Genomic DNA, 14,619 nt, shown 5'->3' with positions numbered 1-14,619 from the left:
CCGCATGCTTCTAGGCGTAAATATCGACCACGTGGCGACCCTGCGCCAAGCCCGGGGCACGCGTTACCCTGATCCGGTCAAGGCCGCCCTGGATGCCGAGGAAGCCGGTGCCGATGGCATCACCGTGCACCTGCGCGAAGACCGCCGGCACATCCAGGAGCGTGACGTGGTGCTGCTCAAGGATGTGCTGCAGACCCGCATGAACTTCGAGATGGGCGTCACCGAAGAGATGATGGTCTTTGCCGAGCAGATCCGTCCGGCGCATATCTGCCTGGTACCCGAGACCCGTCAGGAGCTGACCACCGAAGGTGGGCTGGATGTGGCGGGCCAGGAGGCACGGATCAAGGCAGCAGTAGAACGCCTGGCACGTACCGGTGCCGAAGTGTCGCTGTTCATCGATGCCGACGAGCGGCAGATCGAGGCGTCGCGCCGCGTGGGCGCGCCGGCTATCGAGCTGCATACCGGGCGTTATGCCGATGCGCAAACCCCGAGCGAAGTGGCTGAGGAGCTGAAGCGTGTCGCCGATGGTGTGGCGTTTGGCGTGGGGCAGGGGTTGATCGTCAATGCTGGCCACGGGCTGCATTACCACAACGTGGAGGCGGTGGCGGCAATCAAGGGCATCAATGAACTGAACATCGGTCATGCACTGGTGGCGCATGCACTGTTTGTTGGTTTCAAAGCCGCTGTGGCCGAGATGAAGGCACTGATCGTCGCGGCTTCGCGCTGACAGGTAGGCTGCCTGTTCGGGCCCATTCGCGGGTAGACCTGCTCCCACATGGCGTTATACAAACCATGTAGCAGCGGGTTTACCCGCGAATGGGCCCGAACAGGCGGCAGCTTACTCAGCAGGAAACACCAGGGTAAACCGCGTAGGCCCTAAGGTTTCGCTGTTCACTTCGACCCGCCCACCATGCAACTGCATGATCGACTTGACGATCGCCAGCCCCAGCCCTGTGCCTCCCTCCAGCCGCGAGCGCCCCGAACCTACCCGGTAAAACCGCTCGAACAAGCGCGACTGGTGTTCTGCTGCAATACCAGGCCCCTGGTTTTCCACTGATAGCCGAACTTCACACCCCTGGCGTTCGATTCGCAACTCCACAGGCTTGTCCTCAGGGCTGTGCCGAATGGCGTTGCTCAACAGGTTCGACAACGCTCGCTGAAAACTCAGGCGGTCGGCCAGTGCTGTCCCCCAGCCCTGCAAGTGCAACTCGATACCCTTTAGCTCGGCACTGAATGCGAACAACTCGCTGACGCGTGACGCCTCATCGGCGAGCGCCAACGGCTTCAGCGCCACCTGCGCTTGCGGCTGGCTGACCTGGGCAAGAAACAGCATGTCGTTGATGATGCGATTAAGCCGGGTCAGTTCCTCGACGCTGTCCTCCAGCACTTCCCGGTAGTTGGCGTTGTCGCGTTCACGCGCCAGGGTCACCTGGGCCTTGCCCATCAGGTTGCTCAGCGGTGTGCGCAACTCATGGGCGAGGTCGTCGGAGAATTGGGACAACTGACGCACGCCCTGGTCGAGGCGGTCGAGCATGATGTTGATGCTGCGCGCCAGCTCCGCCAGTTCCAGCGGCAGGCCGGCGACAGGCAGCCGGTGCTGCAGGTCCTGGGCTGAAACCTGCCCGGCAATGCGCCGGAACCGGCGCAGCGGCTTCAGGCCACGTTGCATCAGCCACCAGGCACCGGCGCCGATCAGCACCAGCAACAGTGGCAGGGCCAGCAGGGTCGAGCGTAGATAGGCCTGGAGCAGGTCCTGGTCGTCGGCGCGGTTGAGCGACATCATGACCCGCACCGGGGTGTCGTCGCGCAGGCGCATCTGGCGGGTGACGGTGAGGATCTGGTTGCCGCTGCTGTCACGCCATTCGTGGAAATTCAGGCGCATGTCGGTGTGCAGGTCGCCGACCCGCGATTCCACGGCAGGGCCCAGACTGAGCAGGTGTGGGTGGCGCCCGTCGAGGGCGAGTACGTTGAGGCTGAGGTTGTCGTGGCCCATCACCAGGTCGAGCAACGGATGGGCACGGCTGCCCAGGTCCTCGCTGCGCAGGTCGACGCGCAGGTTGTGCTCGACCTGCAGCATCTTGCGGGCCAGGTCCTTGCGCGCGCGGCTGTCCAGTTCGTGCTCCAGCGCGAACACCGCCAGGCAGGCCAGCAGCAGCACCAGTGCGGCGCCCATCAGGGTCACGCTCAGTCCCAGGCGAAGCGACAGGCTGGCGTTTTTCAAACGCGTGCCTCGAGCACATAGCCAACGCCACGCAGGGTATGGATCAGCTTGTTGTCGAAGGGGTCGTCGATCTTCGCCCGCAAGCGCCGAATCGACACTTCGACCACATTGGTGTCGCAGTCGAAGTTCATGTCCCACACCAGCGAGATGATCTGCGTCCGGGACAGCACCTCGCCGGTCTGGCGCATCAACAGGTGCAGCAAAGCGAATTCCTTGGCGGTCAGGTCGATACGCTGCCCGGCGCGGTAGGCGCGGTGGCGGCCCGGGTCCAGCTCCAGGTCGGCAACACGCAGGGTGCCGGGCTGCATTTGCTGGTCGTTGCGGCGCAACAGGCTGCGGATGCGTGCCAGCAGCTCCGGGAATTCGAAGGGCTTGAGCAGGTAATCGTCCGCACCCAGGTCCAGGCCTTTGACCCGGTCCGCCAGGCGGCCGTGGGCAGTGAGCATCATGATGCGCGTGGTCGATTCGGCGCGCAGGCGCTGGAGCACGGTCCAGCCATCGAGCTCGGGCAGGTTGACGTCGAGGATGACCAGGTCGTAAGGCTGTTGACGGGCCAAGTGCAAGCCGTCGGTGCCGGTGTGGGCGCAGTCGACCACGTAGCCGTTCTCGCGCAGGCCCTGTTGCAGGTAATCGGCGGTACGCAGTTCGTCCTCGATGATCAGTAGGCGCATGAGGGGGCTCGGGATGATGAAGAGAGGGGATTTTCCACCCTGTAGTGACATCAGGGTCAAGGCCCGGGATGTTACGGCATGAGTAAGGGCCTGCGGTGCAGATAACGGATTTGTAATCCTGGCGTTATCTGGCTGTCTGTTCGGCCCGAACAGGCAACGCATGGCCACATTGCAGGACTGTAATCCCGGCCTCACCTTGCCGTTAGCTAACCCTCGCTAGGATGGCCCCATCTGATCGGTTATCACGAGGCGACCACGATGAACCTGACCAAATACTTGCTGTTGGCCACCCTTGCCCTGGGCAGCGCCAGTGTCTACGCCGAGGGCGGTGCGGAGCGCTCCAGAGAGTTCTGGCAAGCCTTCCGCGAAGACCAGCAGCGCCTGTACGGCGACAGGCAACAGGCCGTTGCCGAGCGTGAGCGCAAGGCGCAGGAGAAGGCCCGCGAGGTGGCCAGGGACTGAAGTAACAGCACCTGCGTCGCGACAGCTCCTCGCCGCAGGTTCAGGCGCCCAACCGGGCGCCTTTTTTATTTGCGCGCCAGCAGGGTGGCGCGGCGCGGCGCCGGCAGGCCTTCGATGGTCTTGCTGTGGTCGTTCGGGTCGAGGAAGTCGCCCAGCGACTGGTAGCGCATCCACTCGGTGCTACGCTGCTCCTCGACGCTGGTCACGCTCACGTCGACGCAACGCACATCGCTGAAGCCGGCACGCCGCAGCCAGCGTTCCAGCGCCGGTACCGACGGCAGGTACCAGACATTGCGCATCTGCGCGTAACGGTCCTCTGGCACCAGCACTTGCTGCTCATCGCCCTCGACCACCAGGGTTTCCAGCACCAGCTCGCCACCTTTGACCAGGCAGTCCTTGAGCGCCAGCAGGTGCTCGATCGGCGAGCGGCGATGGTAGAACACGCCCATGGAAAACACCGTGTCGAACCCTTCCAGGTTGGCGGGCAGCTCTTCCAGGGCGAAGGGTAGATGCCAGGCTGGCAGGTCCGGCAGGTACTGCTGCACGGCCTGGAACTGGCAGAAGAACAGCCAGTTGGGGTCGACCCCGACTACCATGTCGGCGCCGGCACCGAGCATGCGCCACTGGTAGTAGCCGTTGCCACAGCCGACATCGAGCACACGTTTGCCCTTGAGGTCCAGGTGCGGGGCGATGCGTGACCATTTCCAGTCCGAACGCCATTCGGTGTCCACGTGCACGCCAAACAGGTCGAACGGCCCTTTGCGCCATGGCGACAGGCCCATCAGTGCCTGGTGCATCCGGGCCCGGGTGGCGTCGTCGCAGTCGCAGTCCAGGCGCAGCCCGTTGACCAGGTCGATTTCGCTCGGTTGCAGGGCGGGCAGGGCATCGAGCGCACCGCGCCAGCGGTCGAGGTCACCGTGGCCCTTCTCCAGCTTGGCTTCCAGTTGCGCTTGCAGGCCTTGCGACCAGGAAGCCAGGGGCGTACCCGCCAGGCGGCGGACGAGGGGGGACAGATCGATCATGGCAGGGCTATCAACGAGGCAAAGTTAAGGCATTGGAACCAGGGCACCACTTTCGAGAAGCCGGCGGCGTGCAGGCGTTCCTTGTGGGCTTCCAGCGTGTCGGGCTTCATCACGTTTTCGATGGCACTGCGTTTCTGGGCAATTTCCAGTTCGCTGTAGCCATTGGCCCGTTTGAAGTCCAGGTGCAGTTCGTTAAGCAGGTCCTGCTCGTCATCATCGGCGAAGCGCAGTTTTTCCGAGAGGATCAGCGCGCCTCCGGGCAACAGCGCCTGGCGGATGCGGCCAAGCAGCTGCAGGCGCTGGTCGGGGGCGATGAACTGCAGGGTGAAGTTCATCGCCACCACCGAAGCGGGCTCGAACGGCAGGGCGAGGATATCGGCATCCAGTACCTGAACTGGCAGCAGCTCCTGGAACATCGAATCCTGGGCAACCAGGTACTGCCGGCAACGCTCGACCATGGCCGCCGAGTTGTCGACCGCGATCACCCGGCAGCCGTCGGCGCGCACATGCCGGCGCAGCGATTGGGTGACGGCACCCAATGACGCGCCCAGGTCGTACAGCGCGGTGTTCGGCTGGGCGAAGCGCGCAGCCAGCACCCCGAGGTTTTCGACGATGGTCGGGTAACCGGGCACCGAACGCTTGATCATGTCCGGGAACACGCGCACCACGTCCTCGTTGAAGACAAAATCGGGCACCTGCTCCAGAGGCTGGGCGAAGAGGCGGTCGGGTTGTTTGCTCACGGTGAATCCAGGCGGCTGGCGATATGCAGGGTGCGCATTCTAGCCAAACTGTCGCCAGGATGCATGGTTGGCTGACCGGCGCTGCCCGTTCAGTTGACGCGCACCACGCAATCGAAGGTTTGCACCGGTGCTACGTCTCGGGCCCAGGGTTGCTGATAGACCAGCAACAAGTGGCCCTCGCCCGCGGTGCTGGCCTGGTAGCGCCAGGTGGAAACACCCGAGCTGCCTACCACGCCTACCTCATCGGGGGCGCTGTACACCTCCGGGCCGAGGCTGCGCAAAATGTTCGAAGCCGGGTTTTCGATGCGCCAGCGGTAGCCGGTGGACGGGTTGCTGGGCAAGGTGAGCGTCAGTGCCTGGCCAACCTGCAGGCGGATGGGGCATTCGCTTTCGGCGTCCAGCTCGATCGGGTTGGTGGGCTGTTGAGCACAGGCAGAAAGCAGGGTAAAACTCAGGGGAACGAGCAGACGAGGGACGGTCATGTTGGCTCCGGAGGCTGGGAATGGCCTGAGGATAACCGATGCGGGTGAGGTTTTGTGTTGCCGGTGCCGGCCTCTTCGCGGTCAAGCCCGCGAAGAGGCCGGTACGGGTCAGAACAGCACTTTGGCCACGTCGGCGAAGCGCTTGGCGAAATGTACCGTCAGGCCGTCGCGCAGGTAGTCGGGCAGCTCCTCATAGTCGCCGCGGTTAGGCTCCGGCAAGATCAGCTCGAAGATCTTCTGCCGCCGGGCGGCAATTACCTTCTCGCGCACCCCGCCAATCGGCAGCACCTGGCCGGTGAGGGTCAGCTCGCCGGTCATGGCCACGCCTTTCTTCGGCACCTGGTCGCGAGCCAGCGACAGCAGGGCGCTGGCCATGGTGATGCCGGCGCTCGGGCCGTCCTTGGGCGTGGCGCCTTCGGGAACGTGCAGGTGGATGAAGGCTTCGTTGAAGAAGCCCGGGTCGCCACCAAACTGCTTGAGGTTGGAGCTGACATAGCTGTAGGCGATTTCAGCCGATTCCTTCATCACGTCGCCCAGCTTGCCGGTCAGCTTGAAGCCACGGTTGAGGGTATGGATGCGGGTGGCTTCGATGGGCAGCGTGGCGCCGCCCATGCTGGTCCAGGCCAGGCCAGTGATGACGCCTTTGCCGGCCAGCACCTGCTCGCTGCGGAATACCGGCATGCCGAGGGTGGTTTCCAGGTCCTTGGGGCCGATCTTGATCTTGGCAGCCGGATCTTCCAGCAGCTTGACCACGGCTTTGCGAACCAGTTTGCCCAGCTGCTTTTCCAGTTGCCGCACCCCGGCCTCGCGGGCATAGCCCTCGATCACCAGGCGCAAGGCGCTGTCGCTGATGGCGAGGCTGGTCTTGGCCACGCCGGCCTTTGCCAACTGCTTGGGCCACAGGTGGCGCTTGGCGATGGCGAGTTTTTCTTCGGTGATGTAGCCGGACAGGCGGATCACTTCCATGCGGTCGAGCAGCGGCCCGGGGATCGAGTCGAGGGTGTTGGCGGTGCACACGAACAGCACTTTGGACAGGTCCAGGCGCAGGTCGAGATAATGGTCGAGGAAGTCGACGTTCTGCTCCGGGTCGAGGGTTTCCAGTAGCGCCGAAGCCGGGTCGCCCTGATAGCTCTGGCCCATCTTGTCGATCTCGTCGAGCATGATCACCGGGTTCATCACTTCGACATCTTTAAGGGCCTGCACCAGTTTGCCGGGCTGGGCTCCAATATAGGTGCGGCGATGGCCCTTGATCTCGGCTTCGTCACGCATGCCGCCGACGCTGAAGCGGTAGAACGGCCGCCCCAGCGACTCGGCGATGGACTTGCCGATGCTGGTCTTGCCCACGCCGGGCGGGCCCACCAGCAGCACGATCGAGCCGCTGATCTCGCCTTTCCAGGCACCCACGGCAAGGAATTCGAGGATGCGTTCCTTGATGTCGTCAAGGCCAGCGTGGTGCTGATCGAGGACCTTGCGCGCGTGCTTGAGGTCGAGTTTGTCTTTGCCGTAGACGCCCCACGGCAGGGCGGTGGCCCAGTCCAGGTAGTTACGGGTGACGGCGTATTCGGGCGACCCGGTTTCGAGAATGGCCAGTTTGCCCATCTCTTCATCGATGCGTTTGCGCGCCTGCGGCGGCAGGGTCTTGCCTTCAAGACGCTGCTCGAACTGTTCAAGGTCGGCGCTGCGGTCGTCCTTGGTCAGCCCCAGCTCTTGCTGAATGACCTTGAGTTGTTCCTTGAGGAAGAATTCGCGCTGGTGTTCGCCGATCTGCCGGTTGACCTCGGCCGAGATCTCGTTCTGCAGCCGCGCCACTTCCACTTCCTTGCGCAGCATGGGCAAGACTTTTTCCATGCGTTTGAGCATGGGTACGCAGTCGAGCACTTCCTGCAGCTGGCTGCCGGTAGCGGACGTCAGGGCGGCGGCGAAGTCGGTGAGCGGCGACGGGTCGTTGGGACTGAAGCGGTTGAGGTAGTTCTTCAGCTCTTCGCTGTACAGCGGGTTGAGCGGCAGCAGCTCCTTGATCGCGTTGATCAGCGCCATGCCGTACGCCTTGACCTCGTCGGTCGGGTCGGCGGGTTGACGCGGGTATTCGACTTCGACCAGGTAGGGCGGACGGTGATGCTTGAGCCAGGTGCGGATACGTACCCGGGTCAGGCCCTGGGCGACGAACTGCAGTTTGCCGTTTTCCCGGCTGGCATGGTGCACCTTGACCAGCGTGCCGTACTGCGGCAACGCCGAGGTGTCGAAGTGGCGATGGTCTTCTGGCGGGGTGTCCATGAAGAAAAGCGCCAGGCAGTGATCGGGTGACTTGGCCACCAGGTCGAGGGTTTCGGCCCAAGGTTCTTCGTTGACGATCACCGGCAGCACCTGGGCCGGGAAGAACGGTCGGTTGTGGATCGGAATCACGTAGACCTTGTCCGGCAACTGCTGGCCGGGCAGGGCGAGGGCGTGGCCAGGTTCGGCCTGGGTGGTGTGTTCGACTTCGCTGTGTTCTTCGGGGTGTTCCGGGAAATCCTGCTGGTCGCTCATGGGGCACCTGCGTGAATGACTATGGTGCTTAGATGGGGCGCGGGGGGATGGGTTTCAATGGTAGACGAAGGCAGCAGGGAAGGCTTTCATCTTTGCTGGCCCGTACCGGCCTGATCGCCGGCAAGCCAGCTCCCACAGGTATCGCGCAGCTTTCAAGGCCTGCGCAGTACCTGTGGGAGCTGGCTTGCCGGCGATCAGGCCGGTACAGGTGAATGAGCCCCTGAAGAGGGGCCCGGTAGCATTACTCGGCCAATTTGTAAGCGATGATGTAATCGCCCATTTTGGTACCCAGCGAGCCATGCCCGCCGGCAGTCACCAGCACGTACTGCTTGCCGTCCTTGCCGGTGTAGGTCATCGGTGTGGCCTGGCCACCCGCTGGCAGGCGGGCTTTCCACAGTTCCTTGCCATTATTGGTGTCATAGGCGCGCAGGTACTGGTCCAGCGTGCCGCTGAGGAAGCCGACGCCACCGGCGGTGACGATCGAACCGCCCATGCTTGGCACGCCAACCGGCATGCCGATAGGTACCGGGGTGCTGTCACGGGTAGTGCCGTTCTTGTGTTTCCACACCACCTTGTTGGTGAACAGGTCGATGGCGGCCACATAACCCCAGGCCGGGGCCTGGCAGGGTACGCCCAGTGGCGACATGAACGGGTGCATGGTCACGGCATACGGCGCGCCGGTGTTCGGCTGCACGCCGCTGGTCTCGCTTTCGCGCTTGCTGCCTTCGGCCACTTGCTCGCGCGGGACCATCTTCGACACGAAGGCCATGTAGTTGGGCGAGGTGAACAGCAGCTGACGCACCGGGTCGACCGACACGCTGCCCCAGTTGAACACACCGACGTTGCCCGGGTAGATCAGCGAGCCCTGCTCGGACGGCGGGGTGTACTGGCCTTCGTAGCGCAGTTCGCGGAACTGGATGCGGCACAGCATCTGGTCGAACGGCGTGGCGCCCCACATGGCCTGTTCGGTCAGGTCCGGGCCAAGCAGGTTGAGGTCGGAGCGGGCCTGGGTGGGTGAAGTGTGGTCGCCCTTCACCGCGCCCTGCGGGGTCGGGATTTCACGGATCGGCACGATCGGCGTACCGTCGCGGCGGTCGAGCACGTACAGGCTGCCTTGCTTGGTCGGCACGATGATCGCCGGTTTCACGCCGTCATTGGTCTTCAGGTGGACCAGAGTCGGCTGGCTGCCAACGTCCATGTCCCACAGGTCGTGATGGGTGAACTGGTAGTTCCAGCGCGCCTTGCCGGTGGCCAGGTCCAGGGCGACCACGCCGGCGCTGTACTTCTCTGCACCCGGGGTGCGGTCGGCGCCCCATTGGTCGGGGGTCTGGTTGCCCAGCGGCAGGTAGATCATGCCCAGGTCTTCGTCAACGCTGGCGATCGACCACATGTTGGCCGAGTTGCGGCTATACATCTTGCCGGGGGCCAGTGGCTTGGTGTCGTCCGGGTTGTTGCTGTCCCAGTTCCAGACCAGGTGGCCGTCATGCACATCGTAGGCGCGGATCACGCCGGACGGCTCGTTGGTCGACTCGTTGTCGGTGACATGGCCACCGATGATCACCAGGTCACGGGTCACGGCGGCAGGCGAGGTGGAGTAGTAGCCGCCGGCCGTGAACGGGCCGATGCCGGTGGTGAGGTCGATCACGCCCTGGTTGGCGAAACCTTCGCAGACCTTGCCGTTGTCGGCGTTGATGGCGATCAGGCGAGCGTCTGCGGTCGGCAGGTAGAGGCGGCGCGGGCAGGCCTGGGCCACGGCCTGGCCAGCGTCGGTGATTTTCGGTGCCGGGCTGCCGTCACGGCTGACGTAGCGGTTTTCGTCATAGTACGAAACGCCGCGGCAGGTCATGTGGGCGAAGCCTTTAAAGGTGCCGACCGGGCTCTTGACCTGTGGGTCGTAGCGCCAGATTTCTGCGCCGGTGTCCGGATCCAGTGCCAGCAGGCGGCTGTGCGCGGTGCAGGCGTAGAGCATGCCGTTGACCTTCAGCGGGGTGTTCTGGTTGGTCAGCTCCACCGGGTCATTGTCGGTCGGCAGGTCACCGGTGCGAATGCGCCAGGCTTCTTCCAGGCGATACGCATTCTGCGGGGTGATCTGGCGCAGCGGCGAGTAACGGTCGCCATGCTCGGTGCGGCCGTAAGCCTGCCATTCGCCGTCGGGCATGGCCGGTGCGGCACTGGCCATTTCGCTGCTGTCGCGGCCCACTTCGCCGAACACTTCACCGGGGTGGGTGAACTGGCTGCCCAGGGCGCAAGCACCCGACGCGACCACGGCAACGCCGAGCAGTGCAGTGTTGGCTTTGCTGCCTGGGCCGATCAGCGGGCGACGTGCCCACGGCAGCAACAGCACCACACCGATGGCGAACCAGATGGCCAGGCGCGGCACCAGCTGCCACCAGTCCAGGCCCACTTCCAGCAAGGCCCACACGGTGCTGCCCAGTAGCACCAGGCCGTACAGGCCGAGGCCGATGCGGCGCTGGGCCAGCAGCAGGATGCCGGACAGGGCAAAGCCGATACCGGCGATCAGGTAGTACAGCGATCCGCCCAGCTGGCTCAGCTTGATGCCGCCGGCCAACAAGGCCAGGCCCATCAGCAACAGCAACGCGCCGATCAGGCGCGGTAGCCAGCGGCTTCCATTGTTGGCACCTTCAGTGCTCATCGTAGGTTCTCCGTCAGGTCAAAAAGGGGTTAGAAACTGCTCTGGATCTTGAGGCCGCCGACCAGGGCGCCATCGACCTGCGACACCCCGCCCGGGTGGCGGATGTACTGCAGGTTGGGGCGTACCGTGAGCCAGTCGGCCAGGTGGATGCCGTAGTACAGCTCGGCGCTGTACTCGGTGTCCTGCACCGGCAGGAAGCCGGGGTTGTCATAATCGTCGAGGCCGGCGGCCTGGTTGGCCAGGCGGGCGTTCTTGCGATAGGCAGGGTTGACGTGCACGCGCGCGAGGGCGAAACCGATGTCGTCCTTGGCGCGGGCGTCGAAAGGCCCTTTGTATACCAGTCCTGCCTGCACATAGTTGTCGATGGCATTGGTCTTCTTGTCATGCACCGTGGCGTTGGCGAACAGGCTCAGGCCACGCGACTGGTCGGACGCCAGCGAGGTCACCTGCTGCTGGGCGCCGAGCCACAAGCCGTGCTTGCTCGAGCTGCTGCGGTAGGCGGCGCCGCTAAGGGCTGCCGGCTGGCCGCTGCTGTCCTTGAGAACATCTTGTGCCTTGGCATTACTGTAGTAGTAGCCGGCGCGATATTCCCCTTTCAGGCCTTGGATACGTGGGCTCCATACCAGTTCGATCGGCATTACGGCACCCTGGGTGCCGCTGCCGCTGAGCTTGAACCCGTTGCCCGATTCGAGGTTGGACGGATTCTGCTCGAACACCCCGACTTGGGCATAGAGTGCGTCGCTGAGGTTGTAGCGCACGCGCAATGCCCACTGGCTGACCGGCCAGTTGTACCAGATGCCACCTACCCAGTTGCCCACTTGCGAGCCGCAGAACGCCAGGTTCTGGAAGTCGCAGGGGAAGCTGTTGAAGTCCTCGCCTTCGCCGAAGCGGCCGAATTTCACGTCCAGCGCGCCGTCGAAGTACTTCTGCTTGATCCACATCTGCGTCAACCGCCAGGTTTCGCCACGGCCCCAGACTTCCTGGGCCGAGGTGAAGCCACCCACGCGCGGGTCGTTGATGCGGTCGTTGCTGATGTTGTCGCCGTGGCGCTCGGTAATGGTCAGTTGGAATTCGGAGTCTTCCCAGCCGAGGATCTTTTCCAGGTCCAGGTGGCTACCGAAGGTGAACTGGTCGCTGTAGCGCGCGGTGCGGTCGTGGTCGTAACCGCCGTGCAGGTTGCTGCCCATCTCGCCGGTGTAGCCGAGGGTGAAGTCGTAGCCTTTTTCCAGCAACTGGCTGCGGGTGCCGCCCCAGTCGCCGAGCATCCACGGGGAGTCGCTGGCGAACATTTCAGTGGCGCTGGCGGGGGTTGCCAAGGCGCCGAGGGCAAGGCCGATGTAGCAGGGTTTGGGCAGTTGGAACATGAGATAGCGCTATCTTTTGATTATTGAAAAAATGGCAAGCGCATCGAAGAGCGAGCTCCTCAATGGATAGGACGACAAGTTGGGGTCGATGAAGCGTTTCAGCTTGCGGCGGGGAGGATATAGCGGAAGTTGTAAGAAAAAAAGACAAATTGTCGCAGTGGATTGTTGCGGGTTTGGCAACAGTCCTGGTATTTGCGGGATGTACATAACCTGTGGGAGCGGGTTCACTCGCGAATGCGGCGGTGGCTCCACCATTGCATTCACGGGTGAACCCGCTCCTACACAGGCCGCGTCTGATCAGAAGGTGGTACGCAAGCCGACCTCCACACTACGCCCAGGGGCTGGCGCGATATCCCGCAGGATCGAACTGGCGTAGCGCACGGTCTGGTCGGTCAGGTTCTCGCCGCGCACAAATGCCAGCCACTGGCTTTGGCCGATGTCGAAGCGATAGCCGACGCTGGCGCCCAGGGTGGTGTAGCCATCGGTGCTGGTTTCATTGGCCGGCTTGCGCTGCTGCGAGGCGGCATGCTGGACATCCACCCGAGCCTGCCAGCGATCCAGCTCCCAGACCAGTCCACTGTTCAGCCGTAGCGGCGCGATGCGGGGCAGCGCCTCGCCACTGTCGAGGTTCTTGGCCCGGGTGTAGTCACCGGACAGCTCCAGGGCGAAGCTGCCATAGCGGTTCTCGGCCAGCTGCCAGCGGTCTTGGGCCTCGATGCCGTAGAAGCGCGCCCGCACGCCCTGGTACTGGTATTCCGGGAAACCGTCGTGGTCATGATCGTGGTCGTGATCATCGTCGTCATGGCCGTGGTCATGCCCGCCCTCGCGCAGGTTGCCGGTGCCGATCAGGCCGATGTAGTTGCGAAAGTGGCTGTAGAACACCCCGACACTTCCCTTGTGGGTGCCATTGTCGAAGCGCAGCGCGAGGTCGGCGGAAATGGCCTTTTCCTTGTTCAGGCTGGCGTCGCCCACTTCATAGGCACCGGTGGCCACGTGGGCACCATTGGCGTACAGCTCGTAGAAGGTCGGGGCGCGTTCGGTATAGCCCAGGTTGGCGGCCAGCGACCAGATCGGGTCGAGCTGGTACACCGCACCCGATGACAGGCTGAAGGCGTTGAAGCTGCTGGCGCTGTCGGCGTTGACGAAGTTCTCGTTGCCCTTGGCGTCCGGGTCGACCCGGGTGTGCTCCATGCGCGCGCCCAGGCTCAGGTTCAGCCGCTCGGTGGCCTGCCACTGCTCCAGCATGAACAGCGCCAGGCTGTCGGTATCGGTGTGCGGGACAAACGCTTCCTCGCCCAAGGCCGAGAACTGGTTGCGGCTGACCTGGGCCCCGATTACCCCTTCTACCGGCCCGAGCGGTTGATGACGGGCTTCGATGCGCGCTTCGTAGCCCTTGTTCTTGAACGTGGTGTGGACCTCACCTTCTTCTATTTCACTGTGCTCGTAGTCGGTGTAGCCGGCGTCGACCTTGATCGAACTGAACGGGCCGTTCAGGTCACGCAGCTCGGAGGCGAAGGCGTAGTGGTCCTGTTGCATGTCCAGGCGCACACCGGGTTCGGCCACTGAGCCGTAGTTGCTGTCATAGCGGCTGTACGACAGCCCGGCGTAACCATGATCCCAGTGGTAGGCGCCGCCCAGTGCGCCACCGTCCTGGCGGCCGTCACTGTTTTCCAGGCGGTGCTTGCTGCCGGGCTCTTCGGCATCGCGCACCTTGGCGCTACGGGCATAGCCGGGAATGCGCAGGTCGTTGAACTGGCGGCTGTTGGCATCCAGGTGCAAGGCGAAGGCACCGTTGCCGGCCTCCAGCTTGCCGGCGCTGCTGCGGGTGGTGTCGGCGCCGCCGTAGCGCAGCTCACCGGCACCGTGGATGCCCTCGATCGGCGCGTCCGGGATACGGTTGTCGAAGGTGTTGACCACGCCGCCAATGGCGTTGCCGCCGTACAGCAGGGCGGCGGGACCGCGGACGATTTCGACCCGGTCGACGGTTACCGGGTCCAGTGGCACGGCATGATCGTAGGAAAGCGACGAGGCATCCAGGGCGCCGACGCCATTGCGCAGGATGCGAATGCGGTCGCCGTCCAGGCCGCGGATTACCGGGCGGCTGGCACCAGGGCCGAACCAGGTCGAGGCGACACCGGGCTGCTTGTTCAGGGTTTCACCGAGGCTGCCATGCTGCTGTTGCAGCAGGTTGTCGCCTTCGAGCACGGTGCTGGGAGCGGCCAGTTGGCTATTGCCCAGCGGGTTGGCGGTGATGACCTGGGGTTCGAGTTCCACGGCCTGGCTGGGTGATGCGGCAAGCCAGAGCGCGACGGTGAGAGAGGAGAAGCGAAGGGGTGAATACAGCATGGGGGGCGGGCGTTCCTTGGCAGATGCTTTTATAGTGTTACAAGATAACATAACTATTTCAGCATAGAGGATTTGCGCCTGGCCAGCGATTTTTCTGTCGACCCGACTGATCCCACCCGCCACTACACTCGT

11 protein-coding genes are annotated in these 14,619 nt (G+C 63.8%); 2 read left to right on the top strand and 9 right to left on the bottom strand.

From position 1 onward, the window contains the following. Positions 1-4: 4 nt before the first annotated feature. Positions 5-727, top strand: a complete 723-nt coding sequence (gene pdxJ, locus AC5O5R_RS21935) for a pyridoxine 5'-phosphate synthase (protein WP_175586180.1) — start codon at positions 5-7, stop codon at positions 725-727. A gap of 111 nt (positions 728-838) precedes the next feature. Here pdxJ and AC5O5R_RS21930 read toward each other — a convergent pair whose 3' ends face one another. Both AC5O5R_RS21930 and AC5O5R_RS21925 read right to left on the bottom strand, forming a co-directional pair. Then, entirely contained in the window at positions 839-2,221 is a 1,383-nt protein-coding gene (locus tag AC5O5R_RS21930; RefSeq protein ID WP_172223557.1) for a heavy metal sensor histidine kinase, read from the bottom strand. After that, positions 2,218-2,892 (bottom strand): heavy metal response regulator transcription factor, encoded by a 675-nt coding sequence (locus AC5O5R_RS21925; RefSeq protein ID WP_172223560.1) that lies wholly within the window; start codon positions 2,890-2,892, stop codon positions 2,218-2,220. The genes AC5O5R_RS21930 and AC5O5R_RS21925 overlap by 4 nt, the downstream gene beginning before the upstream one ends. 258 nt (positions 2,893-3,150) lie before the next feature. On the opposite strand from AC5O5R_RS21925, the gene AC5O5R_RS21920 reads away from it, so the two are divergent. Continuing rightward, positions 3,151-3,354: a hypothetical protein gene (locus AC5O5R_RS21920; protein WP_172223563.1), complete on the top strand. Its 204-nt coding sequence runs from the start codon at positions 3,151-3,153 to the stop codon at positions 3,352-3,354. Positions 3,355-3,419: 65 nt separating this feature from the next. Here the strand turns inward: AC5O5R_RS21920 and cmoB are convergent, their stop codons facing one another. From cmoB to AC5O5R_RS21885, 7 genes are all read right to left on the bottom strand, one after another. Further along, positions 3,420-4,376 carry a tRNA 5-methoxyuridine(34)/uridine 5-oxyacetic acid(34) synthase CmoB gene (cmoB, locus tag AC5O5R_RS21915; protein WP_172223566.1) on the bottom strand — a complete coding sequence of 319 codons (957 nt, stop codon included), beginning with the start codon at positions 4,374-4,376 and terminating at the stop codon, positions 3,420-3,422. Beyond that, positions 4,373-5,116, bottom strand: a complete 744-nt coding sequence (gene cmoA, locus AC5O5R_RS21910; protein WP_172223569.1) for a carboxy-S-adenosyl-L-methionine synthase CmoA — start codon at positions 5,114-5,116, stop codon at positions 4,373-4,375. Before cmoA ends, cmoB begins: the two co-directional genes overlap by 4 nt. An 89-nt stretch (positions 5,117-5,205) precedes the next feature. Continuing rightward, a complete protein-coding gene (locus AC5O5R_RS21905; RefSeq protein WP_172223573.1) occupies positions 5,206-5,598 on the bottom strand; it encodes a protease inhibitor I42 family protein in 393 nt (130 codons plus the stop codon). 108 nt (positions 5,599-5,706) lie between these two features. After that, on the bottom strand, positions 5,707-8,124 hold the full coding sequence (gene lon / locus AC5O5R_RS21900; protein ID WP_494514745.1) for an endopeptidase La: 2,418 nt from the start codon (positions 8,122-8,124) through the stop codon (positions 5,707-5,709). Positions 8,125-8,365: 241 nt separating this feature from the next. Beyond that, complete coding sequence (locus AC5O5R_RS21895; RefSeq protein ID WP_172230287.1) at positions 8,366-10,777, bottom strand: glucose/quinate/shikimate family membrane-bound PQQ-dependent dehydrogenase; 2,412 nt, start codon at positions 10,775-10,777, stop codon at positions 8,366-8,368. Positions 10,778-10,806: 29 nt separating this feature from the next. Continuing rightward, the gene (locus AC5O5R_RS21890) at positions 10,807-12,141 is read right to left on the bottom strand and encodes a carbohydrate porin (protein ID WP_494511610.1); all 1,335 of its coding nucleotides are present in this window, start codon (positions 12,139-12,141) and stop codon (positions 10,807-10,809) included. A 297-nt stretch (positions 12,142-12,438) separates the two neighbouring features. Continuing rightward, on the bottom strand, positions 12,439-14,487 hold the full coding sequence (locus AC5O5R_RS21885) for a TonB-dependent receptor (protein WP_494514744.1): 2,049 nt from the start codon (positions 14,485-14,487) through the stop codon (positions 12,439-12,441). Between the last annotated feature and the right edge of the window lie 132 nt (positions 14,488-14,619).

Source organism: Pseudomonas sp. 8_5_2, from assembly GCF_059295255.1.
Note: the sequence above shows the minus strand (reverse complement) of the source record. Positions and strands in the feature narration are given on the sequence as shown.